21 protein-coding genes are annotated in these 24,536 nt (G+C 42.6%); 9 read left to right on the plus strand and 12 right to left on the minus strand.

Annotation, left to right across the window (positions count from 1 at the left end; translation table 11 throughout):
- Positions 1-5: 5 nt before the first annotated feature.
- Positions 6-2,381: a DNA helicase PcrA gene (pcrA, locus tag NMG48_RS10420; protein WP_271255152.1), complete on the minus strand. Its 2,376-nt coding sequence runs from the start codon at positions 2,379-2,381 to the stop codon at positions 6-8.
- Positions 2,382-2,453: 72 nt separating this feature from the next.
- Here pcrA and NMG48_RS10425 point away from each other — a divergent pair, with 72 nt between their 5' ends.
- On the plus strand, positions 2,454-3,917 hold the full coding sequence (locus NMG48_RS10425) for a protein kinase domain-containing protein (RefSeq protein ID WP_271255153.1): 1,464 nt from the start codon (positions 2,454-2,456) through the stop codon (positions 3,915-3,917).
- A 32-nt stretch (positions 3,918-3,949) separates the two neighbouring features.
- Here NMG48_RS10425 and NMG48_RS10430 read toward each other — a convergent pair whose 3' ends face one another.
- The 7 genes from NMG48_RS10430 to NMG48_RS10460 form a co-directional block, all read right to left on the minus strand.
- The gene (locus NMG48_RS10430; RefSeq protein ID WP_271255154.1) at positions 3,950-5,923 is read right to left on the minus strand and encodes a bifunctional aldolase/short-chain dehydrogenase; all 1,974 of its coding nucleotides are present in this window, start codon (positions 5,921-5,923) and stop codon (positions 3,950-3,952) included.
- A gap of 139 nt (positions 5,924-6,062) precedes the next feature.
- Complete coding sequence (locus NMG48_RS10435) at positions 6,063-6,386, minus strand: type II toxin-antitoxin system VapC family toxin (RefSeq protein ID WP_271255155.1); 324 nt, start codon at positions 6,384-6,386, stop codon at positions 6,063-6,065.
- Positions 6,386-6,694: a type II toxin-antitoxin system HicB family antitoxin gene (locus tag NMG48_RS10440; RefSeq protein ID WP_271255156.1), complete on the minus strand. Its 309-nt coding sequence runs from the start codon at positions 6,692-6,694 to the stop codon at positions 6,386-6,388. The genes NMG48_RS10435 and NMG48_RS10440 overlap by 1 nt, the downstream gene beginning before the upstream one ends.
- A gap of 87 nt (positions 6,695-6,781) precedes the next feature.
- Complete coding sequence (locus NMG48_RS10445) at positions 6,782-7,174, minus strand: Rid family detoxifying hydrolase (protein ID WP_271255157.1); 393 nt, start codon at positions 7,172-7,174, stop codon at positions 6,782-6,784.
- 202 nt (positions 7,175-7,376) lie between these two features.
- Complete coding sequence (locus tag NMG48_RS10450; RefSeq protein ID WP_271252233.1) at positions 7,377-8,528, minus strand: ISAs1 family transposase; 1,152 nt, start codon at positions 8,526-8,528, stop codon at positions 7,377-7,379.
- A 78-nt stretch (positions 8,529-8,606) separates the two neighbouring features.
- Positions 8,607-9,521, minus strand: coding sequence for a lipase family protein (locus NMG48_RS10455; protein WP_271255158.1), 915 nt, complete (start codon positions 9,519-9,521; stop codon positions 8,607-8,609).
- A 298-nt stretch (positions 9,522-9,819) separates the two neighbouring features.
- Positions 9,820-11,109 (minus strand): hypothetical protein, encoded by a 1,290-nt coding sequence (locus NMG48_RS10460; protein ID WP_271255159.1) that lies wholly within the window; start codon positions 11,107-11,109, stop codon positions 9,820-9,822.
- A 163-nt stretch (positions 11,110-11,272) separates the two neighbouring features.
- Here NMG48_RS10460 and NMG48_RS10465 point away from each other — a divergent pair, with 163 nt between their 5' ends.
- Positions 11,273-12,091, plus strand: coding sequence for a DUF1997 domain-containing protein (locus tag NMG48_RS10465; protein ID WP_271255160.1), 819 nt, complete (start codon positions 11,273-11,275; stop codon positions 12,089-12,091).
- Positions 12,092-12,129: 38 nt separating this feature from the next.
- Positions 12,130-12,837: a GvpL/GvpF family gas vesicle protein gene (locus NMG48_RS10470; protein ID WP_271255161.1), complete on the plus strand. Its 708-nt coding sequence runs from the start codon at positions 12,130-12,132 to the stop codon at positions 12,835-12,837.
- 250 nt (positions 12,838-13,087) lie between these two features.
- Here the strand turns inward: NMG48_RS10470 and wecB are convergent, their stop codons facing one another.
- From wecB to NMG48_RS10490, 4 genes are all read right to left on the minus strand, one after another.
- Positions 13,088-14,182: a non-hydrolyzing UDP-N-acetylglucosamine 2-epimerase gene (gene wecB / locus NMG48_RS10475; RefSeq protein ID WP_271255162.1), complete on the minus strand. Its 1,095-nt coding sequence runs from the start codon at positions 14,180-14,182 to the stop codon at positions 13,088-13,090.
- A gap of 67 nt (positions 14,183-14,249) precedes the next feature.
- On the minus strand, positions 14,250-15,410 hold the full coding sequence (locus tag NMG48_RS10480; protein ID WP_271255163.1) for a glycosyltransferase family 4 protein: 1,161 nt from the start codon (positions 15,408-15,410) through the stop codon (positions 14,250-14,252).
- Between the two features lie 8 nt (positions 15,411-15,418).
- Entirely contained in the window at positions 15,419-17,329 is a 1,911-nt protein-coding gene (asnB, locus tag NMG48_RS10485) for an asparagine synthase (glutamine-hydrolyzing) (RefSeq protein ID WP_271255164.1), read from the minus strand.
- Positions 17,330-17,384: 55 nt separating this feature from the next.
- A complete protein-coding gene (locus NMG48_RS10490; RefSeq protein WP_271255165.1) occupies positions 17,385-18,185 on the minus strand; it encodes a class I SAM-dependent methyltransferase in 801 nt (266 codons plus the stop codon).
- An 83-nt stretch (positions 18,186-18,268) separates the two neighbouring features.
- Here NMG48_RS10490 and NMG48_RS10495 point away from each other — a divergent pair, with 83 nt between their 5' ends.
- From NMG48_RS10495 to NMG48_RS10520, 6 genes are read left to right on the plus strand one after another with little or no spacing between them, the layout of a single operon-like run.
- Complete coding sequence (locus NMG48_RS10495) at positions 18,269-19,609, plus strand: nucleotide sugar dehydrogenase (RefSeq protein ID WP_271255166.1); 1,341 nt, start codon at positions 18,269-18,271, stop codon at positions 19,607-19,609.
- A 43-nt stretch (positions 19,610-19,652) separates the two neighbouring features.
- On the plus strand, positions 19,653-20,606 hold the full coding sequence (locus tag NMG48_RS10500; RefSeq protein WP_271255167.1) for a Gfo/Idh/MocA family protein: 954 nt from the start codon (positions 19,653-19,655) through the stop codon (positions 20,604-20,606).
- Complete coding sequence (locus tag NMG48_RS10505; protein ID WP_271255168.1) at positions 20,599-21,213, plus strand: acyltransferase; 615 nt, start codon at positions 20,599-20,601, stop codon at positions 21,211-21,213. Before NMG48_RS10500 ends, NMG48_RS10505 begins: the two co-directional genes overlap by 8 nt.
- Complete coding sequence (locus NMG48_RS10510) at positions 21,210-22,373, plus strand: DegT/DnrJ/EryC1/StrS family aminotransferase (protein ID WP_271255169.1); 1,164 nt, start codon at positions 21,210-21,212, stop codon at positions 22,371-22,373. Before NMG48_RS10505 ends, NMG48_RS10510 begins: the two co-directional genes overlap by 4 nt.
- A gap of 40 nt (positions 22,374-22,413) precedes the next feature.
- Positions 22,414-23,391, plus strand: coding sequence for an SDR family NAD(P)-dependent oxidoreductase (locus tag NMG48_RS10515; protein ID WP_271255170.1), 978 nt, complete (start codon positions 22,414-22,416; stop codon positions 23,389-23,391).
- The gene (locus tag NMG48_RS10520; protein ID WP_271255171.1) at positions 23,391-24,533 is read left to right on the plus strand and encodes a DegT/DnrJ/EryC1/StrS family aminotransferase; all 1,143 of its coding nucleotides are present in this window, start codon (positions 23,391-23,393) and stop codon (positions 24,531-24,533) included. The genes NMG48_RS10515 and NMG48_RS10520 overlap by 1 nt, the downstream gene beginning before the upstream one ends.
- Positions 24,534-24,536: the final 3 nt, after the last annotated feature.

Consider the following 24,536-nt stretch of genomic DNA (forward strand, 5'->3'; position numbering starts at 1 on the left):
CGCATCTAAATTTTCTGAATTGGTGCAATTTTAGGATCGATGATTTTTTTGCCTTGACCTGCGAAGGAAACTGCTAAATACATCTTGTCACCAGTACCTAGCAAATTCGCGACTTGACCTTCGCCAAATTTATCATGCATCACGCGATCGCCTACTTGCCAATTAACACTAGGCTTGGGTTTGACAGCATTAACCTTGGCAGGAGGTACGGATCTGAGGGAACCTTTGACGCTGGTAGCTTCAGCGCGTTGACTTGCCTTACTGATAAATTTATCGATGCCATGTCCCGTGAGATATTCTTTGGGAAGTTCGGCTAGGAATTGAGAAGGGATGGCATATTCACGATTGCCATAGAGACGACGGGCTTGAGCATGGCTCAGGAAGAGTTTCTCTTGGGCGCGAGTGATGCCCACATACATGAGGCGACGCTCTTCTTCTAATGCCATTGGATCATTAATGGAACGGAAGCTAGGAAATAGTCCTTGCTCTAAACCAACGAGAAATACCACAGGAAATTCTAAACCCTTAGCGGCATGGAGCGTCATCAGCGTCACTTTCTCCGCATTCTCGCTACTGTCATCGAGGCTAGAGGCTAGGGCTGCATTGGCTAAAAAGGCATCAAGGGAAGCATCTTCATTTTCTTCAGCAAATTGCACTGCTGCATTATAAAGTTCCTGTAAGTTCGCAAGGCGATCGTTTGCCTCATCATTGCTTTGAGCCTTCAGTTCATCGACATAGCCAGATTCTTGGAGAATCCCTTGAATGATATCCGCCGCAGGAGTGACGGGTACTTTCGCTTGCCATTTCTGCATCAGTTCCACAAAGGAGAGAACGCCACGCGCCGATCGCCCTGCGAGGGTTTTAACTGTAGTTTCATCGCTGATGATTTCCCAAATGGGGACGCTGAGTTCTTGGGCAGCCTGTTGCAGCTTATCGAGGGTTGCCTTGCCGATGCTGCGTTTAGGAACATTAATGATTCGCATCAAGCCAAGGGTATCGGAGGGATTCGATAGCAAGCGCAAATAGGAGAGAATATCTTTAATTTCTTTGCGATCGTAAAATCGTAAGCCACCTACGACTTTGTAGGGGATGTTCCAACGCACTAGCATTTCCTCAAAGGGGCGAGATTGGGCGTTAGTACGGTAGAGGATGGCGAAATGTCCGAGATTGGCGCTTGGAGTTTTGGACTTAACCCGACGAATTTGTTCAATTACAAATTGGGCTTCATCCACTTCATCATCGGCGCGATATAGCTCGATCAGGTCGCCATCGGGACGGGTTGCTTTGAGAACCTTATCAATGCGTTGGGAATTGTTGTCAATCAGTTGATTGGCAATTTCGAGAATATTCGCCACAGAACGATAGTTCTCTTCGAGCTTGATCATCGTTTTAGTATGGGCATCGGGCAAGCGATCGCCAAAAGCCTCTTGAAATTCCATCAAGATTGTGAAGTCGGCTGAACGGAAGCTATAAATCGATTGATCCGCGTCACCAACGACAAAAATGGAACGATTCTCCCAAGTGGGTTGATCGTCATTGGTGGATAGTAAGCGAATTAAATCGTATTGGGTGCGATTGGTATCTTGGTATTCATCAACGAGAATATGTGTAAAGCGATTGTGCCAATATTTAAGAACTTCAGAATTTTGCTGAAACAGTCGCACTGGCAAAAAGATTAAATCATCAAAATCGAGGGCATTATTGGTGGCGAGCTGATTTTGATAGAGATTGTAAACTTGCGCGATCGCCCGTTTGCGATAGGGAGAATCATCGCTTTGTTTCTCGTATTCTTCAGGAGTCCAGCCTTTGTTTTTAGCATTACCGATCGCAAAGCGTACCGACTTTGGCTCAAATTTCTTTTCATCGAGATTTAGTTGATTCACCACAATATCTTTGACTAAAGATTGCGCGTCCGAATCATCAAAAATCGAGAAATTCTTTGCCCAACTTCTACCATTACTATCTTTGTATTTATCAATATCTAGCCGTAAAATTCGACAGCACATACTATGGAAAGTCCCCATCCAGAGACCATCTTCAGCAAAACTATTGATATAGCGCTTATAAACTTTCTTCCGTAGTTTCTCCTGTTCCCATTCATTAATTTCGCTGAGAGCCTTCCCTAATTCTCTTTGAGCAATTTCTTGGACTAACAAAGATTGAATGCGTTCATTCATTTCTTTGCCCGCTTTATTGGTAAAGGTCACTGCAAGGATTTGCTCAGGTGCAACACCATGATTGAGCATTAAGTTGGCAATACGATAGGTCAATGTTCTTGTTTTCCCTGACCCCGCACCTGCAACTACTAGCATTGGCCCGTGAAGATGGCTGGCTGCTTTTTGTTGAGCAGGGTTGAGATGATGCAAAAAATTGGAACTCATGGGTGCAGGAGGGGAAAACTTAGGTAGACTCTAATACAGTATGCCAAAAATGTTTACTCATACGTTTGCACAGTGGATATTTACTGCACGCGCCCCAATTGTACTAAGCCTTTAAATTCCTTTGCTGACCTTGATAGTGGCAATACTCTCAAAACAATTACCCAAAAGTTTTGTACGAGTTGTGGGATGCCCCTATTGCTGGGTGGGCGCTATATCGTCGAGAGTCCGATCGCCAGAGGTGGTTTCGGTGCGACCTTTTTAGCCCGCGATCGCTATACGCCTGCGATGAAGCGCTGTGTGGTGAAGCTATTACAGCCCATTGGTTTCACCAGCGCTCAGATGGTGGTTGCTAAGCAAATGTTTGAACGTGAGGCAACGGTTTTAGAAGATTTGGGGACACATCCGCAAATCCCTGATCTGCTTGCCTATTTTGAGGTGCAGTCGGGACAGGATGAATTTTTTTATTTAGTCCAAGAATTTGTCGATGGCTTTACCCTAGAGCAAATTGTCGAGCAGCATGGGGCGATCGCTGAGGCAGATGTTTTAGAAATTATGCACAGCCTTTTGCCTGTCTTGACATTTATTCATGACAAAGGCTCGATCCATCGTGATATCAAACCTGCCAATATCATGGTGCGTAAGTCCGATCAGTCCTACTTTCTCTTGGATTTTGGTGCGGTGAAGCAAGTGGCAGGAGTAGCCCAAGGTCAAAAATCTACGGGCATCTTTACCCCCGGCTATGGCGCACCTGAGCAGATGCGCGGCGATACTGTATTTCCCTCAACGGATCTCTATGCCTTTGCCGTGACCTGTCTCTTTTTATTAACGGGTAAGGAGCCAGACGAATTATTCGATGTGAGTTACAACAAATGGCAGTGGGATCGCTTTGTTAAGCTTAGTCCTAATTTTAATAATGTGTTACATAAAATGTTGGAGTCGGCTCCCAGCGATCGCTTTACTTCAGCAGCAGATGTTCTCCAAGCCCTGAGTTCTCAAGCATCAGTACCATCAGTACCAATGGTGCAACCATCCGTACAAACCCCTGTAAAGCCAGCGCATCAGACCAGTATCCAAGTCCCTGTTCCTGCCCCTCTGCCCAATTCTGCCCCCGCAGTCCCCAAACCTGCTGCCTCGCGATCGCAAAAAACGCCTTGGTTACTATCAGCATCGATTCCTACTCAATTTATTGGCGCTTTTTTGTTAGGGGTAGAGGCGATGTTGCTATGGCAAGTAAGTACGACAGTTGGCATAGCTGTGATCGGGACTCCAGCTAATTTAATTGCTTTTGCAGCCGTATTGCTAGGCATCATTCTACTGAGAATTAGTTCTATTCTCGACAATAAAGATTTATTTGTATTCGTCAATTTGCTAAGTTTCGCCGCAGTATGGGGAGGTCAAATATTTGCCAAAGTTCAGTTTCAGAACTTCCCAAATTGGAGCGAAATTGCTCAATATTGTGGAATTGCAGGATTTAGTGCGATTGCCCTGATGGCAGCCTTTCGCCTCATCTTCCAATTACTCTATTCATTTCTATAATTCCAAAAGGCTCGCATAGCGAGCCTTTTGGATTAAATGACTCGATCATTACCGCCATCAATGGGAACTTGAGCCGCAGTCGTACAGGCAAATAACGCTCCACACATCTCCGCCGCAAGTTCAGCAACATGGTGACTCGTCACTTCTACTTTAAGCAGATTATTGGTTTTATATTCCTCAATCGTTAATCCGTAATGCTTGGCGCGAGAAGTTAATACTTCCTCTGTCCAGATGCCCGTATCAAAGACAGCATTAGGATGCAGGGTATTAATGCGAATGCGATCGCTACTCCACTCAAGAGCCGCTACTCGCATTAATTGGGTGAGCGCCGCCTTAGATGCTGAATATGCTGCAGCAGCAGGCCCGGGGGCAGGGACATTTTTCGAGCCGATCGCTACAACTCGACCACCGTTAGGCGCAAGTTTCAGCAATGGATAAGCTTCACGCATGAGGACTAGATTGGCTTCAAGATTGATCTGCATCACCTTTTGCCATGTGGCGGTATCGAGATTTTCGATGCGACATCCTGATGGGAAAATCCCTGCATTGAGAATGAGGATATCTAGACCACCAAAGGCTTTAACGGCTTGATCGAGCGAATTCGCGATCGCACTTTCATCACTGACATCGCAAGTAATGCCGACAAAATCGGGGCGATCGTAAAGCTTCTCAATGGCGGGATTAATATCTAAACCCACAACTGCCGCACCTCGCTTTAATAAGGAATCCACGCAAGCTTTACCAATGCCTGAAGCTGCACCTGTGACTAGAGCAATTTCACCAGTGAAAGCAGGAGAGGAACCACCTTTTTTCAATTTCGCCTGTTCTAATTCCCAATATTCCACCGCAAAGATATCGCTAGCGGGTAATGCTTGATAGCCGCCCAAAAGTTGCGATCGCTGAATGATTTCTATCGTGTGTTCATAGATATCCGCGACGATCTGGGCATCTTTTGCGGATTTACCAACGGTGACTAAGCCTAACTGGCGATCGAGAATCACGCGAGGTGCAGGATCGAGAATCGTGACTGGTTGGGCTGATTTAGGCGCTTCTTCGGCAAAATAAGCGCGATAGGATTCGGCATAGGCTTTGACATCTCTACCGACTAGGGGCAAGCGCTTCGTGCGAATCACATGATCGGGAGTCGCGCAACCCTGTTGGGAAATGATCTGCACATCTTCTCTTTGAGCAAAGGCTAAACTTTTCTCATCAGTATGGGAACTTAGAACGACGGGAAACCCTGCGACTTGAGAAACTTCAGAACGTAGCTTGGCAATCTCTAATCTCTGCTCACTTTCCCTAATCAAAGAAGCTGGTGGTGAGATCTCCCAAGCATGATGTTTTTTGAGATAAGCCTCTGCGCGATCGACTAGTGCAATCATACGTTCATAGGATTCTTGGGCGGTTTCGCCAAAGGAGAAAATACCGTGATTCATTAACACCATACCAATGGTGCGATCGCTTTTCTCCGCCGCAAATTTCTCGGCACAGACTCGCGCTAGGTCAAACCCCGGCATCACATAGGGAATGATCACCACATCATCGCCATAGATTTCTTGAATGCGTTCCCATCCATTGGCGGTATTGGTCACGGAAATGACCGCATCAGCATGGGTATGATCAACAAATTTATAAGGTAAACTCGCATGGAGAATTGTTTCAACCGATGGCGCAGGTGCACTTGCCTTGGTCATTTGCGTCTTCAGTTCATTCACCATTTGCGAATCGGAGAGAACCTGTAACTTTGCTAATTTCAATAAATGCGCCATCCGTACAGGTGCAAAACCTGCCTCTGCGATCGTTTCTAGATCCCAACCACTTCCTTTAACATACAGAATCTCTTCTTCTTCACCAACGATATTTTTTTCGCGGATTTTGACGGAAGTATTGCCCCCACCATGTAAAACAAGCGATGGATCGCGCCCCAACAACCTTGATGTATATACCCTTAAGCCTAAGTCGGTTTTATATTCAGCAGCTTCGCGATCGCTCCACAAACTTTTCATTTTTAAAATTCCTAGATATTTTTTAAATAACGTACAAAGAAAAAATTTATACTGTCCAATCTTCAATCCTTAGATTTGGTATCTTTTCAAAGTCTCTTCGGTTTCTTGTCAAGAGGATACCGTTATTGGCAATCACAATTCATGCTATACGCATATCCTGCGTGCCAACACGAATACGTTGAGCTTTTAGTGATTGATAAATTTCGCGGGCTTGAGCATCGTATTGCAAGACATCAAAATCTGACAGCATTAAAATTGTATCTGTGAGAAGTTGATACGCCGCAGATTGATTCTCTCCATCTTTTATTTCAGAAATCTGAGCTAGACGACCTCTTAATTGTTCTTCAACATTGATAACAGTTGTATTTAGCTGTATTTGAGTTGCTTGAAGTTTCGCAATTAAATATTGGTTAGCACGTCCATAAAGACTAAGGTGATCTGTGTCAAAAATGTAGCTCTTCATCAGACATCTACTTCTAGATTTGCTTCCTCACGGATACTTGTCAATTTCTCCATGAAATCATCAAAGATAGGATCATTAGCCAATATTCCTGCATACTTCCTCTGAGGAATGGGATGAGACGACTCAATGTTTGAGGTTATCTCTACGCTTACAAATTTGCCCCTAGCTAGTTGAGCTTCTAGAGCCGACTTAGCCTTAGAAATTGCTTCTTCCTCGGTTTTGCCCTCAGTTGTTACGCTCGACATACCCACAACTGAAGCTACAAAGCTTTGTTGAGACTGACTTTGGACAAAAATTTGATATTGCATAACGGCACACTTTTTGACACCTTCAACTATTCTAGTTGATTGATTAATTGGATAAGGTGGGCATTGCCCACCCTACTATTGAGATGCTTAGATGGCGACAATGCACTCAATTTCGACAAGGGCATCGAGGGGAAGGCGAGCGACTTGAACCGTAGAACGGGCAGGGAATGGAGCTAGAAAATACTTACCGTAGATCGCATTTACCTTGGGGAAATCTGCCATATCTGCGAGAAACACGGTGGTTTTAATCACGTTGGTGATATCTGCGCCTGCCTCAGCGAGAACGGCTTGAATATTTTTGATCACCTGTTCGGCTTGTTCTTCGACTGTGTTAGCAACGATTTTGCCAACGGCAGGATCGATCGCAATTTGTCCCGCCATGAACATTAATTTGCTAGTTGCCGAAACAGCGATCGCTTGGTTATAAGGTCCAACGGGTTCAGGAGCATTGGCGCTACGGATAACTTCTTTTTGACTCATCGTTATTATTTAATTACATATTTAGGATGGGATTATATAACGATCTCAAAGTCAAAATACTATTAGCAGCACCTCCTTGCTATATCTTTTGAAGGTTTTGCGTTATTCCAAACCTAAATCCTTCTTCAGTCTTGCCAAATAACCATCCTTACTGAGCAGAACATTAGGGCAACCGCACACGTTTCTTAACAATTAACGAGATTTAGACAGCGACTATGTTTAAGGCACTTAGGACATCCTTAAGATAGTTATTGTTCCAGCCAGCTTTAAGACGTTTAGTCTTGACCCCGACCTTACTAGTTTTATCTCTTGACAACAAATTTAAACTGATATGACGTATAACAGCTAAGTTTTCGGCAATATAGCCTCGACAGGATTGAGAAGCATCCTCATTAAAGCCAACATCGAGAATCCAATGTAGTCGATTTTCAATACTCCAGTGATTTCTGACAGATTGGGAAAATCTGTGGACATCACTCTCAAGACTAAGCAGATAGTATCGCTGTTCAGTAGAAATAGTTCCATTTATAATTCGATCTGATTCAACCATACCAATACTTTTCAAACCTATCCATTTCTCCGCACCAATTAAGTATTCGGTATTACCCATTGTCCAATAGCGACGGGTTTCAATGCGCCCATGTCCTTTCTCAACCGTTTCATAGAACTGATGTTCAATATTTTTGAAGTTCTGTTCTCGTGCAGAGGTAAATAGTTCACGCACATCTTTATGGAGATTACCTTGATTGCCTTTCAGCGCTAACACATAATCTGCTCCCTCTTCGATGATTGTTTTCGCGATTTCGGTCTGACATCCCATTGCATCTATGCTCACCACTGAACCTCGTATCGCTAACATTTTTAGCAATGATGGAATCGCTGTTATTTCATTGGATTTCTCGTCTACTTTTTTCTGTCCCAATACCAAATGTTGTGATGCTGACCACACACTCACCATATGAATCAGACTACGTGAATTTCCTGATCCCTTTGCCCCTCTCAGAGTTTTGCCATCTATGTTAATCAATTCTCCATCGGTTGATTTATGGACTGCTTCCATCCAACTAATAAAGCTTTTTTGCAATTCTTCTGGCTTTAGTCTCGCAAATAATCTCTCGAATGTATCTACTGATGGTATGCCGTTGGCTAATTCCAAAAATGTCTTTAACCATTCTTCTTTCTCTTTGCCATATTCGGCGATTGCGATGAAATTATCAGCTCCACAGATCACTGCACAAATCGTGATTATCAATATGTCGAGCAGCTTATGCAGGATACCGTGTGCTGCTCTGGGATCTTGCAAGTTCCCAAAGTGGGTTTCGATTAATCCGATGGGGTTGACTGTATCTAGCATTTTGGGCTGCTCATTCTAAATATTCTCTATTCTCTCGTTTCTACCTTTTTCTCCTTGTTAAAAATGCTTACTAGTTTGTTAAGAAACGTGTGCGGTTGCCCTAAGCAGAACATGATATTCCTTGACTGCTAGCTCTTTTTGTGGGATCAGTTTGAACCAAGCTGCGAAGAAATCCTTAAAATTGCGTACGTCGTAGACAACTTCATTCAAAATAGATTCATTCTCGTTCTGTGCTTTCAAATTATTCCATTTCTCATCAGTGTTACCTTGAATGCGATCGCCATTGGTATCGAAAATGATGCGCTTCCCTGCGTGATAAAATCCTTGTGCTTCAAATGGAACGTGGGGAACTAGATCGCCTTGATTGACAACGCGAAAATGTGTGCCATTAAAGTTTGTATCCAACTGATTTGCAAAATTCTTATTGCCAACACGAGGCGTACCAAAGGTATAGAGACCTCGCACATTAACTTTTTCAATGGATAGCATTGCTGTCATTAATACTGCTAAGGCTCCACCAAGGCTGTGACCAGTAATCCAAATATTTTTGGTTCGGTTGGGATCGAATTTATAAATTGCGGAGATAATTGAGATTACGACAGGGTAAAGAGCATCTTGAAATCCTTCATGGACGCGACTATTCAACAAAGGTCCTGGATCGGTAACAAGTTTGATATTAGTAATCCAATCTGTAGTAGATTCGCTACCTCGAAAAGCAATAATAAGGTTTCCCTCCTTTTCGGCAACAAAACCTTGAGTGTCAATAGATACTCCCAGATTTTTATTGAAGAATTGAAAGTTAGTAAATCCCCATGATGCTTGATTAAATGGTTGACTATACTTGTTACCATCCCTTTCCCAATACTCTTTATCATCTTTAGGGTTATAGGCATAGGCAAGCGCACAGGCAGAGGCAAAGGCAATTGCATCCTTGGGACTGTACTCGTTTGTCGTGGAAAATTCAGGAGTAAAATACTGCGCTAATTCTGGCATTTTATAAACCTCTTGCTAGAAGCATTTAGTCACATTGATAGTTGATTTAAATAACCCAAGTTGCTACCTATTCATTTAAGACTAAAGTTAAAATAAAAAATGCTAGATTTTTATATAAAAATAGCGTCATTTTGGACTTAGCGAGGCTGTTTTTAACTTGTTTTGAGCCGATTTTTAATAGGTAGCAACTTGGGTTAAATATAACTTTAGCCAGCATTTTTATGATACAAATCCCAAAATATTAAGAGGTGTTGCAACGCAACACCTCTTAATATTTTGGGATTTGTCAAAGAAGATTTTAAGTATTTTTATTTTCCTTGAGCATTTTTGCATATTCTTGATCCGTCAAATCCTGCTCAGTGGTGTAGGCAAGATTATTTTGATCGATTACCTCTTGCTTAGTGGCAAAGGTACGCGCAAAGTTCAGCTTTTCGCGCAGAGTCGATGAGGGATTTTGGAGTTGCTCAGCACGGGCGGCACGTTTTTGGTTGCGATCGCTAATCCCACCATTCAAATACTGCAAGACAAAATAGCGCACCAAAGGCGTAGACAAGAACAAAACGGCATAACCTAGCAAGAATCCATAGGCAGCTTTGATAAAGCCTAAAAATCCAACCAGAGATGTGGCTAATCTGGGATTACCTAACAAACTGCCCAAATAGAGCGAGGCAACTAGATAGAAAACACCTAAACCGATCGCTAGGGCAATCTTGCCTTGAGACGCTTGGCTAAACTGCCAGAGCTTTTCTTGCAAATAGGAATGATTAACCTTGGCTTTGCGCTCGGAGGCAACTTTTTGTAAGTCAGGAAACTTATAGGCAAGGGTTCCCGCATCACTAACTTCGGGGAAACCGTTAAATTTGGACAAGACAGGAATCACAAAATATTCATCACCTTCTAGGCGGCTAGTTTCATCGAGATAGGGGGCAATTTGCTCAGCAACGACGACACCATTATTACTGCGAATCATCGCTGCAATCTCGCGCCAACGACGCTCTTCGAGATCAGCGTTAGGATTGCCATCACCAAATAAAAATGAAAATACGCTTTCTAAAAAGCCCATTTCATCGGGATCGCGTTGGCGGATGCGCTCTGGCTCGTAGTAGTAAGGATCGAACATGATAAACGGATTACCAAAGGGATTGCCCCAGCCCCCTAGCCAGATAAATCCGCCGCCACCACCGCGATCACTACGACGATCATCACGGTCATTGTCATTCTTTTGGCTATTCAAGGCGATCGTAGCGGCAATAATGCCTAGCACCACGATAATAATCGAGACAATTAGCAAAATGCCAAAAGAAATCCGAATTCCGTAAAATACCCATTTCCAAACACCTTTAAGCCATTCCTTGACCTGTAGCCAAAATGAACGACTGACTAGGATTTGGCGGAAATTTGGCGCAAATTTATAGGCGATCTCGCCCGACTCGGCAACTTGGAGATTGCCACCTGTTTCCGAGGCAAGGGCTAATATTTCCCGTTGAGCGGTATTTAAATCAAGTCCAGACTGTGCCGCCACATCCCCTATCGTGACCTGATAGTTGAGCTTTTCGACGGCTTCCATTACTGCTGTACGAGTTGCCATAGGCTTTCACTAATCTAACTGCTAGCACTATTATGATTGAAATATAGCTTTTTTAAAGTAAGAGGGTGTCTTGTCTTCGGCAGGATACGCTCTAGTAAGCAAAATCTGAGATGCGTTATATTCTCATCTCAGAGATCCAACAGCAGTTTTTAAGGTATTTGTCATGCAGCAAGAACCAATGCGATCGCCTGCAAATCTAGATTTCACTTCAGAGACAACGGGGGAGGATGACTCTGAGTTTGTATTAACGCCTGCACAGGAAGCCTCCATGTTCTCGGAATATGGCACTGGTGATGATTCTGCTGACGATCTCCAAGATCCCGATGCTGAAAATGCAAATGCAGATCACTTAGCTCAGTCTAAGGATTTATTGCAGGGCGCTGATCCTAACTCGGAAATGAGACATTTTCATAATCATTACATTGGCAATATGGATCTGTTTGCCGATAAGCAAACGGTAATGAAATATTTAGATGCCCATCAAGGATGGTTTCGACGCTGTGCCCATCCCTTTAAAGCTGATCCGATCGGGGAAACTGGCTATGCGATGGGGATTGGTAAGGTGGGAGCCTTAGGCTTTCAGGTTGACGCAAGGGTGGGGCTAAATTTGTTGCCTCCCGATGCCAATAGTGTTTATCGGATTGTGACTATTCCCATTCCCGATCAGAAACCGCAGGGCTATGAAGTGGATTTTCAAGCGGAGATGCGCTTGGAGGAAAAAACTTTGGAATTACGGGCTGGGGAAAAGCTCGGTAATGATCCCTTAATTACATCGATTGAATGGGACTTAAATCTGACGGTTTCCCTTCACTTTCCCGCCTTTATCCAGAAATTATCGATGGATATGATTCAGAAAACAGGGGATAGCGTCCTCGGTTTCATTGTCCAGCGTGTCTCTAAAAGTCTGACTGCTAAGGTGCAAGACGACTTCCATAAAACCCACGCCATCAAGGTTCCGAAACAGATTAAGCTCAGAAGATAGCCTTTGTCCAAGGAAAAAGGAGAAAGGAAAAGAGAAAAATGCTTTATACTTTTGCGATTTTGCTTGCGCCAGCACCAGATGAGCGACCGTTGGGAATTACGGGCAAGCCCATTCAATATTTGCAATGCGATCGCCTGATTGCAGCAATTGAAACAGATGTGGATATCGAAGCGATGAAGCTATTGCCTGAGCAATCTTTGATGCAGGCGATTATTCACCATGATCGCTTAATTTGTGAACTGTTTAACCAGCGCACACTTTTACCTTTACGCTTCGGCACAGCTTTTGTTTCTATCGATGCCTTAGAGACCTATTTACAAACGGAGGGTGAGAGGCTATTCGCCAGTTTACAAAGACTAGATGGCTATGCCGAATATTTGATTACGGGCAATGCGATCGCGCCTAAGCTGGAGGTAGCGACAAATCTTAAGGGTAAAGACTATCTACTCGCAAAGCGATCGCAATATTTACAACAGGAACAATGGCGATCGCAACTACAAAAGGAGGTTCTGGACTATCGTCAGACCATTACTGACCATTTAAATCCTGATAATTTAAATCCTGAATATTCGCCTGAATTTCAGCACGTGGAAACGCAAGGTTCAGAGGATGTGCGTGTTTATGCCTTATTGCCGCGATCGCAGGTTGAGTATTTGCAAGAGGCTTTGCGATCGTGGCAAGAAAAACATCCCCATTGGCAAATTTCATGGAGCCAAGCCCTACCGCCCTATCATTTTTTAACGTGAGTTCGATAGCACCATTTGCGCGGTGTGAAGCGCCGCACAAATGGCGAAAAATGGTAAAAATCGCTTAGCGATTTTTACCATTTTTCGCCTTCGTTGAACTGACGTTTTTTTAAGTTTTGTTTAGGACATAAAAGCCCAAGAGATGAATGGCAGCACTTTGCGCTGCCATTCATCTCTTGGGCTTTTATTCAAGCATTTCTATGGATTTTGGAGCCTAGCAATATTGCCTCATATTGTGTGTAAATAATCGCTATAACACTTCCAAAATTTTTGAAGCGGCTGTTCCATCACCATATAAATTATTGGTAGATGATGGTATTGGTTGACACATTTGATTTTTGATTTTTTGATAGATTTCGCTACTGGATGTCGGTGCGACTAAGTGATTCCATCCTGCATCAACTAGTTCCACCCACTCAGTTTCATCACGTAAAGTGATACAAGGTACTTGATAGAAATAAGCTTCTTTTTGGATACCACCAGAATCTGTAACGATCATTTTTGAGTTTTTTTCCAGCAGAATCATATCGTAATAACTAACTGGATCTATTAAGCGTAATGTTTCTGGGATTTTGTCTAGCATCTGTAGATCTTTTAAGATTTTTTTAGTTCTTGGATGCAAAGGTAAAACCACAAGAATTTCTTGACTGAGTTTACTCAAAGCCTCAATAATTGCAGTTAGGCGATCGCTGGTGTCAGTATTTTCCGCTCGATGTATTGTGCTTAAGATATATTTTTGAGGTTGTAGCTTCAAGCTATCCAGAATGTGACTAGCTAATTCTGCCTTTTTAACATAATAAAGAGACGCATCATACATAACATCTCCAACGAGATGAATTAGATTACTTGCAATACCTTCTTTATATAGATTTTGATTAGCAACTTCTGTAGGAGTAAACAATAAATTAGCAGCATGGTCAGTTAGCACTCGATTTATTTCTTCAGGCATCTTACGATTAAAAGATCTTAAACCTGCTTCCACATGGGCTATGGGAATATGTAGTTTTGTTGCTGCAAGTGCTCCTGCCAATGTAGAATTTGTATCTCCATAAACTAATACCCAATCTGGTTTTTCTTTAACTAAAACTTCTTCAATTGCTCCGAGCATTTTGCCTGTTTGGATACCATGTGTACCTGAGCCAATACCGAGATGGTAATTAGGTTTAGGAATATCAAGTTCCGTAAAAAATACATCGGACATATTTTGATCGTAATGTTGTCCTGTATGTACTAAGACCTCGGTAATATGTTCTAGAGATCTAGCAATTCTAGATACTGCAGCAGCTTTGATAAACTGAGGTCTTGCTCCAACGATTGTTAAGATCTTTAATGAAGAATGTTGCATATTAATTAGGTTAAAAAGTTAGTGCTAATGAAGGGTGAAGTTCAGTATATATGACATGAAACAATTGCTATACATGACGCATACGCTGAAGAATTTTGCTTGCGATCTCTTCCCACGTAAAATTCTTTTCTGCATAATTACGGGCAGTTTTACCCATTATTCCCAATTGATCGGGATTTGAAATCATGGTGATCGCATGATTTGCTAAATCGTGATAGTTGCCATTTTCATGCAAAGTAATAAATCCTTGTGATTCTAGCTCCCGAACACCACGAAAGTTAGAGGATAAAATAGGCTTTCCCGAAGCTGCATAAGCATATAGCTTAATTGGAGAAAAGCCAATATTTGAAAATTCTAATAACGGTAATAAAGCTATATCAAAACAATTAATATACTCATTAGACTGCTCATAAGGAACTTCATTCATAAAGGATACGCATTCAAGATCACGATAGGTTTCCTGCAAATAACCTAACTGGCGACCACTACCTACTACCAACAGTTTTGCTTGAGGGTATACTTCACAAATAATAGGCATTGCTTGAATAGCCAGTTCTGCACCTTTCCAACGCTCAAGATCTCCAATTAAACCCAAATAAAAGTAAGTAGGATCAAGTTTATATTTCTGGAGAATCTCTTGTCGTGGCAAAGGATAAAAGATTTTAGGATCAGTACCATTACCTGCTACCAATACTTTTTCTTGAGGCAACCCATGTTCAATAAGTTTTTCTTTTATTCCTTCGACTACAGTAATTACAAAAGTAGCTAGACGCGCATCAAGTAATTGCATGTACTTAATTACATCAAGCCAAGGACGAGAAACTCCCATTTGCACTAATTCATCAGCAAACCAGCCATTTTGTTCGGTCACAATATGACGAAATCCTTTGATGCGTAAGGCAGCAACCGACAGCGCTGAGATGATGCTACTACGCAAATATACCCAATCATAGCGATCTGATCTTTGCAAAAGGATTGTCAAAATTTGCGCCAGACTATTAAGACTGGTTTTACCAACAGGAATAATTCGGGTTAAAGATGACGTAAATGTGACATTATCAAAAAATTTATCAGCAATTAACTGATTTTGATGAGAATCACCTGTACTTGGAATGATTGCATCAACCGTATGTCCTGCAAGTCGAAATTCCTTAGCGATCGAAGTAAAGTGAACTGTCCCCCCATTAGGTAGTGATAGGTTTAATGTAGAAATCATCAAAATTTTCATAGGCGCTTTCATATTTTCACATCAAATACCTTTAACCACCGACTGAAGCTAATTACACGCCAGATCACACCTTGCATTCCTGAATTACCATCAAGTGTTGCTTGAAAGATTTTTTGAAGCACATCAGGCTGTACCCATTGACCTAAACTTGCTATTGCCTTTTGCAACTCTATCTCAAAGCGATCGCTTAATCCATGTTTTATCCATTGAGATTCAGGTGTGACAAAGCCCATTTTGTCCTGACGAGTGCGGATTGATTCAGGGATGATATTACGCATTGCCTCACGCAAAACTGCTTTAGTTTGCCCTTGCCGAATTTTGGTGGTGTCATCAAGAGAATAAGCAAATTCAACGAGTCGATAGTCTAAGAATGGCACGCGCGATTCAACAGAATGGGCCATTGAATTACGATCTTCCCAATGCAAAAGCATAGGTACGCTGGTAGAGGTGATCTGTAGGTGTGATAGCTGATGAATTGATGTTGGGGTAGTGAGCGCAAATTTAGCACTCACCTGTGGCGCAACCCCCAAAGCTTGTAAGTAACTACCATTGAGCCAACTAGGCACAGCAGTCTCTGACGCATAGCCTAATAGACGACGTAGCGGTTGGCGCACCCATATAGGGAGTAGTGGCTCGATCATGCGTTGGATTTCCGTTGCATTTTGGTAACGGCGGCAGGTAATTAACTCATTAACTAGTTTGCACCAATGCCATTTTCTAAATAAATTTGCAAATAGGGCTGCATAAAACTTCGTATATCCCGCTAATAATTCATCTGCCCCCTGCCCATCAAGCATAACTTTTACACCAGATTGTCCCGCCTGTCGAAATACACACCATTGAGCGAAGATACTGGTTGAACCAAAAGGTTCATCTTGCTGCCATGTTAGATGATCAAGTTCCTCAAATAATTCGCTAGCATTGGGGAAAATGAAGTTTGGGTGTACTTGTGTTTGGGCAATTACATCCTTAATGTACTGTCGCTCATCGTAGCGAAGATCATCAAAACAGGAAGAAAAGGTTTGAAAAGGAATATTATTTGCTGACTCTTGGCGTAATTGATCGCTAAGGCAAACGATTGATGTGGAATCCAGCCCACCTGATAGACAAGAACCAACGGTGACATCTGCTCTTAACCTTAGTTTGACTGAGTCCTTCAACAAATTTTGAAGCTGTTGCTTTGCTTCTGGCATTGAGAGATCTTGTTGGTGTGATGGCAGGCTATACCACTGTTTTACGGTGAGCTTGCCAAAATCAGCATCTTGGCGATCGCTATTGAGCGTTAAATATTGCCCACCGCGTAATTGCCAAACATCTTTAAACATTGTTTCACTAGTGTGATCAAGCATTCCATAGGCAAGGAAGTCGTAGCAGCGTTGGGGGTTTGCTTGAGCTTTCCAGTTAGGCAGTTTTGTAAACTGTTTAATTTCCGACGCAAAAGCAATGAAGTTAGGTGATTGCTCCCATATATATAGTGGTTTCACCCCGAAGCGATCGCGGGCTGCCCATAGTAATTGTTTGCTGCTATCCCATAACAAAAAGGCAAACATACCGTTAAAACGGTCGAGGCAAGCATAACCCCATGCTTGATATGCAGCCAAAATCATCTCTGTATCAGAATGACTACGGAACTGATATCCCAGATCTACTAGTTCAGCTGTCAGTTCCAAATAGTTATAAATTTCACCGTTATATACCAACCAATATTTTTGATCGCCACTAGCCATTGGTTGATGCCCTGCCGATGACAAATCAATAATTGATAACCTACGGTGTCCTAAACCTAAACCACAATCATCATCAAAATAATAGCCACTATCATCAGGTCCTCGGTGAGCGATGACTTGGGTAAAATCCCGCAAAAGTGATCTGTCTACAGGTTTTTGAACACGATTCCAAATTCCACTGATGCCACACATTAAATATTATTGATATATTTTGAACAAATACTAAAAAAGAGAGCAAGCAATTACTTCAAATTAGATTTTTGCGAGCGACAAACCAATAGTTTTGACATAGTGGTGAAAATATTTTTGAAAGTAAATTATCAAGATTATTGTAGAGTTTTGCTAATTGTATTGAATTCGCAATTTTAGGTGGTAAATTCCCCAACCAATTTCTGGGCAAGAAGCCATATGTTTTTATTTCTACGACTTCTAATCCTGACTGCTGGCAAAGCTTGTAGATATCCCCAGAGGTATATCGATATTGATGATGATATTTATGTGGAATTAAGGATGCTAGTGCCTCGACCCAACTAAATTGGTTAGGGAAGTGATAGCAAATAAAGTAACCATCGGGTTTTAAGATTCGATAAATCTCTTTGAGATTTTCTATTTCACAACCACCAGTTTCACGGACATGCTCTAAAACTCCCACAGACACAACAGTATTAAACGAAAAATCTTCATAGGGCAGCTTAACTGGCTCATCGGCATTGCCCTGTGTGAAATAGTAATCATTACTTTGCAATCTATTTAGGGGTGGGCAGGGATTAAGGGAAAAACCCGAAGTATGGTATCCCGACTGGAGCAGAAAGTACGAGAAATGACCATTACCACAACCCCAATCCAATACATGCTTGCCAATTTCGGCGTAGCGTAACACCAAATTATAGAGATGATTATATTGATAAGCACTCACTAGACTTTTAAACTGGAGAAGCTGGTAATTTTTATCTTTAGCTTGCAATTGCACAAGTTCTGATAGTACTGAGTTTAGGCGTTGTTTCACTAGCACTTTCATATCTTTATGGCTCACGACTCCAAATTCCATTGATGCCACACATGAGTTATTTTGATCAACGCTGATAGACTTATTAAACGCTTGCTTGTCTAACTTTACTTGATTATGTGTGTATGAAGGCTATAAACGTGGAGCAACCATCCACTTTTGCAAATTTGCAAACCAAAATTAAAGATCATTCAGCGCTAGTAGGCGTTATCGGGCTTGGTTATGTTGGCCTACCTTTTGCTGTCGAAAAAGCAAAGGTAGGCTATTCTGTGATTGGCTTTGAGCAAAATCCTCAGCGTGCAGCACAAGTGAATGTAGCTGACAACTATATTCCTGATGTCAAATCCGAAGAGCTAAAAGCCATAGTTGACAGTGGCAATCTCAAAGCTGTGACAAGTTATGAATTAGTGTCACAAATGGATGCGATCGTTATTTGTGTTCCTACGCCACTTACGAAAAACCTCACACCGAACTTGAGCTATATTGAGTCGGTTACACAAGAATTAGCCAAATATTTGAGAGCAGGGCAATTAATTACGCTTGAATCTACTACCTATCCTGGAACAACTGATGAGGTAATGCGACCAATCTTGGAACAGGTGAGTGGACTAAAGCAAGGAGAAGATTTTTTCTTAGCCCACTCACCTGAGCGAGTTGATCCCGGTAATCTACGCTACACCACCAAAAATACGAATAAAGTGGTTGGTGCGTCCGATCCACATTCCCTAGCAATTGCCAAGCTATTTTACGAACAGACTATTGATCATGTGGTTCCTGTTAGCAGTGCGAAAGCCGCTGAGTTAGTCAAAGTCTTTGAAAATACGTTTCGGGCGGTCAATATTGCCCTTGTTAATGAGTTGGCAATCCTTTGCGATCGCATGGGGCTTAATGTCTGGGAAGTGCTAGATGCGGCTAATACTAAGCCCTTTGGTATCATGCCATTTTATCCAGGTCCAGGGGTGGGCGGTCACTGTATTCCCATCGATCCTCACTACTTAGAGTGGAAAGCAAAGGAATTTAATTTTGAAACCCATTTCATTGCCTTGGCAGGTGAAATTAATCGGCGCATGCCCGAATTTGTCAGGGAGAAGGCGTGGCGTGTACTTAACCAAGTTGGGGTTGCTCCATCTCGATCCACTATTTTAGTAATGGGTGTCGCCTACAAAAAAAATATTGATGACTGGCGTGAATCTCCCTCAATCAATGTGATTAAGCGCCTGCTAGAAGATCATGCCCATATTGTTTACCACGATCCCTTTGTGCCTGAGATCAAAATTCGTGGTCAAATTTTTCAGTCAATTCCGCTAACAGACGAGGCGATCGCCAATGCAGATATAGTCATCATTTTGACAGATCATAGTCAAATCGATTATACGAACCTCGTTGCTAAAGCTAAGGCAATTCTTGATACCCGTGGCGTGACAAGACATCTACAAGGTAATCTCTCTAACGTTACACTTTTATAAAATTTATAAACTGGAGTCTTGAGACGACTCTCAAAAATTACCTATGCAAAAAGTTATTGTGGTTGGGGCAGGTAGTTGGGGCAAAAATCTTGTCCGTAATTTTCATGCCCTCGGTGCATTGGCGGGTGTTGCCGAAATGAGTCCAGATCTGCGTGCAGGGATAGCAGCCAATTTTCCCGATGTGACTCTTTACAACGATCTGCAATCCGCCTTAGAAACGGATGCAGCGATCGTCCTTGCAACGCCTGCACCATCTCATTACAAACTTGCCTTGCAGGTTTTACAGGCAGGCAAAGATGTATTTATTGAGAAGCCGATGACCCTTAAAACGTCAGAAGCTCGGCATCTTGCAGAGTATGCAGACAGCCAAAATCGCATTTTGATGGTGGGACATTTATTGCTATATCAACCTGCGATCGCGTGGATGCGCGATTACTTAGCTACGGGTAAGGCGGGCAAAGTTTTTCATGTCTCTACCCAGAGAGTCAAACTTGGTAAAGTTCGTCGCGAAGAAAATGTCTGGTGGTCTTTTGCCCCCCATGATGTTTCAGTGATTTTAGATCTATTAGGAAATTCTTCAACAAGCCTCAAATTGCAAACTGTTCAAGCCAATGGTCATGCGATGTTACAGTCGGGCATTGCTGATAATGTGCATGTCGATCTGCAATTTGCAAGCGGTCAAACTGCCCATGTCCATACCTCTTGGTATTACCCCCTATCTCAGCGCTCGACCATTGTCCTCGCGGAAAAGCAAATGCTGGTCTATGACGAAGTTGCCCAAACCGTAACTATTCACAACAAAACTATTGATGCCGAATTAAACAATCAGGATCAAGGTAGTGAGATTGTGGAAATAGCCGCAGCAGAACCACTCAAAATTGAATGTCAACATTTTCTTGATTGTCTTGCTACAGGTCAGCGTCCAAGATCCGATGGATGGAATGGGGTAGCGGTTGTGGAAGTTTTAGAAAAAGCACAGGAGGCAATGTATGGTTGAGATAAATTCTGCTAAGGTATCCTCAAGTTCTGATTATTTTGCCCATGAGTCAGCTTATGTGGATGCAGGTGCAAATATTGGTACAGGGACAAAAATCTGGCATTTCTCCCACATTATGGGCAAAGCCAAAATCGGGAATAACTGCATCCTCGCCCAAAATGTATTTGTCGCTGATAACGTGATCATTGGCGATCGCTGCAAAATCCAAAATAATGTATCGCTCTATGAAGGCGTAATTTTGGAGGACTATGTGTTTTGCGGACCTAGCATGGTGTTTACCAATGTGAAAACACCACGCTGTGAATATCCTCGCAACACTAGTGCTGACTATGCAACGACAAGAATCAAACATGGATCGAGTATCGGTGCAAATGCTACGATTGTCTGCGGCATCACCTTAAATGAACGCGCCTTTGTTGCCGCAGGTGCAGTAGTTACTAAAGACGTTCCCGCCTATGCCATGGTTGCAGGAGTTCCCGCAAAAATCATTGGCTGGATGAGCGCCTACGGCGATGTCCTTGAATTCGATGCTAAAGGATATGCAGTAGACTCAATCGGTGACAAATACCAAAAAATATCAGATATAGAAGTCAAAAAATTAGCATGAGCGATTCAAAAGTACCAATTCTCGACCTCTCTCCCCAGTACCAAAGCCTCAAATCTGAAATTTATGCGGCAATTGATCGAGTATTGGAATCAGGTCAATTTATCATGGGGCCCGATGTCAAACAGTTCGAGCAAGAGGTAGCAAATTATTTAGGTGTTAAACATGCGATCGCCGTTAATTCTGGGACAGATGCTCTGGTGATTGGCTTGCGATCTCTCGGCATTGGTGCTGGCGATGAAGTGATTACTACGCCTTTTTCCTTCTTTGCTACGGCTGAGTCGATTAGTAGTGTTGGCGCAACACCCATTTTTGTCGATATTGATCCTAAGACTTTTAACATTGATCCTGCCAAAATCAAGGACAAAATCACATCTCGGACTAAGGCAATTATGCCTGTGCATCTCTATGGTAATCCTGCGGCAATGACGCAAATTATAGAGATTGCCCAAGCTCATGGATTGAAAGTAATTGAAGACTGTGCCCAATCCTTTGGTGCTCGTTATGCAGGTTCCTGCTCAGGTTGTGAGAACTCTTGTAGTGACTCGATCCGCGCAGAAATTACAGGCAAAATGACAGGGACAATTGGTGATGTCGGTGCATATTCCTTCTTCCCTTCTAAAAATCTTGGGGCTTACGGAGATGGGGGACTCATCGCTACCAATGATGATGCGATCGCTGATCTTGCTAGAATGCTCCGCGTTCATGGCGCTAAGAAAAAATATCACAATGAAATCATTGGCTATAACTCACGTCTCGACACCTTACAAGCTGCTATCCTGCGGGTCAAACTGCCCCACATTGATGAGTGGAACGCAGGTCGCCGCCGTGTCGCCAGTCTATACACCCAACTGCTAGCAGATATCCCTGAAGTAGTTGCCCCCGAAGTAGTAACTGGGCATGTATTCCATCAATATACAATTCGGATTCTCAAAGGCGATCGGGACAAAATTGCCAGTACCCTTGCAGCACAAGGTATTAGCACCATGATCTATTACCCCATTCCTCAAGATCAACTCCCTATATACGCAGGTAAGTATCCGCCTAATCCTATCAGTGACGAACTTGGTACACAGGTATTAAGCTTGCCAATTTGGCCAGAACTGGATGAAGTAACTATCACGAGAATTATTGATTCTCTCAAGTTGGCTATTTATCAATAAGCTATAGATTTTTGTGTAATTCAATCAAAATACTTAATTAATGGACATTCGCGGTAAAAATATTCTAGTTATTGGTGGAGCTGGCTTTATAGGCAGCCATGTAGTTGCTGAGCTTTTAAAAACCGATGTAGGTCAAGTAGTCATTTATGATAACTTTGCTCGTGGGAAATTCAGTAACATTGCCACTTACTTACAGGATTCCAGATGCACTATTTATCCTAAAGGAGGGGACATAAGAGATATCGATGTCCTCAATGATGCAATGCAGGGAATTGATGGTGTTATCCATCTGGCAGCAATGTGGTTGCTTCACTGCAAGGATTTTCCGCGTACTGCTTTCCATGTCAATATTGAAGGCACTTTCAATGTGTTGGAAGCCTGTGTAAAAAACAATATCCAACGATTGGTTTATTCGTCATCCGCATCAGTATATGGTGATGCTGTAGAAGTACCGATGACTGAGGAACATCCCTTTAATAATCGTAATTTCTATGGAGCAACAAAAATCGCTGGTGAAGCCATGGCAAGAGCTTTTCATGATCGCTATGGACTTAGTTATGTAGGTTTACGCTACATGAATGTATACGGGCCACACCAAGATCAAACTGCTGCCTATACAGGCGTAATCCCAATCATGTTGAACAAAATAGATGCCAATGAAGCACCAATAATCAATGGGGATGGCAGTCAAGCCTATGACTTTATTTCAGTTCAGGACACCGCTAGATGCAATGTACTAGCTCTACAAGCAGATATTACGGATCAGTTCTACAACGTAGGTACAGGTATACAGACCAGTATTCGAGATTTGTGCAATTTGATTTTGGAACTCAAGCAATCAGATCTCAAGGTTACTTATAACCCCTACAGTGCTGATGATGCTCGTCGATTAGTACAAAACCGAATCGGTTGTCCAGAAAAGGCTAAGAAGGATCTAGGCTTTGTTTATAAAGACTCATTACGAGATGGTCTGCTAAACCTAATTTCTTGGCGTGATGCTAATCGGGGACAATACTAATGGAAAAGCGGAAAATTGCGATCTCTTTACCTAGTACTGGAGATGACGAGTGGCAAGCAGTCCGTGAACCTCTAAAAACTGGATGGCTCACTCAAGGTCCGAAAGTAGCTGCATTTGAAAAAGCTTTTGCCAAGCGTCATCAAGTTAAGCATGCGCTTGCTACAACTAGTTGCACGACTGGCTTACATTTAATCTTAGCTGCGGCTGGTATTGGTGCTGGTGATGAGGTAATCATCCCAGCATTTACTTGGGTATCTACAGCAAATGTTGTCCTTTATTGTGGTGCAACACCAGTATTTGTCGATGTTAGTCCAGTCACCAATAACATAAATACAGAAGACCTTGTTAAACGCATTACTCCTAAAACCAAAGCAGTAATCGCAGTACATTTGTTTGGATTATGTGCTGATATTCCATATATTCGTTCAGTACTGCCACCTGAAGTACTTTTAGTTGAGGACTGTGCCTGCGCTGCTGGTGCTAGCCTCAACGGTATACATGCTGGTGGGTTAGGAGATGCTGGAGCATTCTCTTTTCATCCCCGTAAGTCTATCACCACAGGTGAGGGTGGTATGGTGACCACCAACAATGACGCTTTAGCAGAAACTGCGAATATTCTCCGTAATCACGGAGCAAGTATTTCAGAAGAACAGAGACATACTGGCTCTAGTCCTTATTTGTTGCCAGAGTTTAATTTGTTAGGGTTTAACTATCGGATGACCGACATTCAAGGGGCTGTAGGTTTGGTTCAGTTGGGCAAATTAGATCGATTTATCGCTGAGCGACAACAATGGGCTGAGTTTTACCGTGAGCAATTGTATGACATTTCTTGGCTACGATTGCCATGCTTCCCGACCAATGGCAATCATGCTTGGCAAGCCTTTGTCACCTATGTAGATCCAGATAGAGCGCCAGTATCTCGTAATCAAATCATGGAGCAATTGCAATCTAAAGGTATAGCGACTCGTCCAGGTACTCATGCTGTCCATATGCTGGGGTATTACCGAGATTTATTGGGCTTAAAGCCAGATGACTTCCCTGGGGCTAAACAATGCAATGACAATACAATGGCTATCCCTTTGCATAACCGCATGACTGCGGAAGACTATGAATATGTGGTCAAAGCGCTGAAGGAAATTTAGCTT

Source organism: Pseudanabaena sp. Chao 1811 (genome assembly GCF_027942295.1).
Taxonomy (GTDB): Bacteria; Cyanobacteriota; Cyanobacteriia; order Pseudanabaenales; family Pseudanabaenaceae; genus Pseudanabaena.

Coding starts and splice junctions, on each gene's coding strand:
- wecB (WP_271255162.1), bottom strand. CDS start 14,182: ATGCAACATTCTTCATTAAAGATCTTAACAATCGTTGGAGCAAGACCT.
- NMG48_RS10515 (WP_271255170.1), top strand. CDS start 22,414: ATGGACATTCGCGGTAAAAATATTCTAGTTATTGGTGGAGCTGGCTTT.
- NMG48_RS10490 (WP_271255165.1), bottom strand. CDS start 18,185: ATGGAATTTGGAGTCGTGAGCCATAAAGATATGAAAGTGCTAGTGAAA.
- NMG48_RS10495 (WP_271255166.1), top strand. CDS start 18,269: ATGAAGGCTATAAACGTGGAGCAACCATCCACTTTTGCAAATTTGCAA.
- NMG48_RS10470 (WP_271255161.1), top strand. CDS start 12,130: ATGCTTTATACTTTTGCGATTTTGCTTGCGCCAGCACCAGATGAGCGA.
- NMG48_RS10455 (WP_271255158.1), bottom strand. CDS start 9,521: ATGCCAGAATTAGCGCAGTATTTTACTCCTGAATTTTCCACGACAAAC.
- NMG48_RS10450 (WP_271252233.1), bottom strand. CDS start 8,528: ATGCTAGATACAGTCAACCCCATCGGATTAATCGAAACCCACTTTGGG.
- NMG48_RS10500 (WP_271255167.1), top strand. CDS start 19,653: ATGCAAAAAGTTATTGTGGTTGGGGCAGGTAGTTGGGGCAAAAATCTT.
- NMG48_RS10435 (WP_271255155.1), bottom strand. CDS start 6,386: ATGAAGAGCTACATTTTTGACACAGATCACCTTAGTCTTTATGGACGT.
- NMG48_RS10465 (WP_271255160.1), top strand. CDS start 11,273: ATGCAGCAAGAACCAATGCGATCGCCTGCAAATCTAGATTTCACTTCA.
- NMG48_RS10460 (WP_271255159.1), bottom strand. CDS start 11,109: ATGGCAACTCGTACAGCAGTAATGGAAGCCGTCGAAAAGCTCAACTAT.
- asnB (WP_271255164.1), bottom strand. CDS start 17,329: ATGTGTGGCATCAGTGGAATTTGGAATCGTGTTCAAAAACCTGTAGAC.
- NMG48_RS10445 (WP_271255157.1), bottom strand. CDS start 7,174: ATGAGTCAAAAAGAAGTTATCCGTAGCGCCAATGCTCCTGAACCCGTT.
- NMG48_RS10510 (WP_271255169.1), top strand. CDS start 21,210: ATGAGCGATTCAAAAGTACCAATTCTCGACCTCTCTCCCCAGTACCAA.
- NMG48_RS10430 (WP_271255154.1), bottom strand. CDS start 5,923: ATGAAAAGTTTGTGGAGCGATCGCGAAGCTGCTGAATATAAAACCGAC.
- NMG48_RS10440 (WP_271255156.1), bottom strand. CDS start 6,694: ATGCAATATCAAATTTTTGTCCAAAGTCAGTCTCAACAAAGCTTTGTA.
- NMG48_RS10520 (WP_271255171.1), top strand. CDS start 23,391: ATGGAAAAGCGGAAAATTGCGATCTCTTTACCTAGTACTGGAGATGAC.
- pcrA (WP_271255152.1), bottom strand. CDS start 2,381: ATGAGTTCCAATTTTTTGCATCATCTCAACCCTGCTCAACAAAAAGCA.
- NMG48_RS10480 (WP_271255163.1), bottom strand. CDS start 15,410: ATGAAAATTTTGATGATTTCTACATTAAACCTATCACTACCTAATGGG.
- NMG48_RS10505 (WP_271255168.1), top strand. CDS start 20,599: ATGGTTGAGATAAATTCTGCTAAGGTATCCTCAAGTTCTGATTATTTT.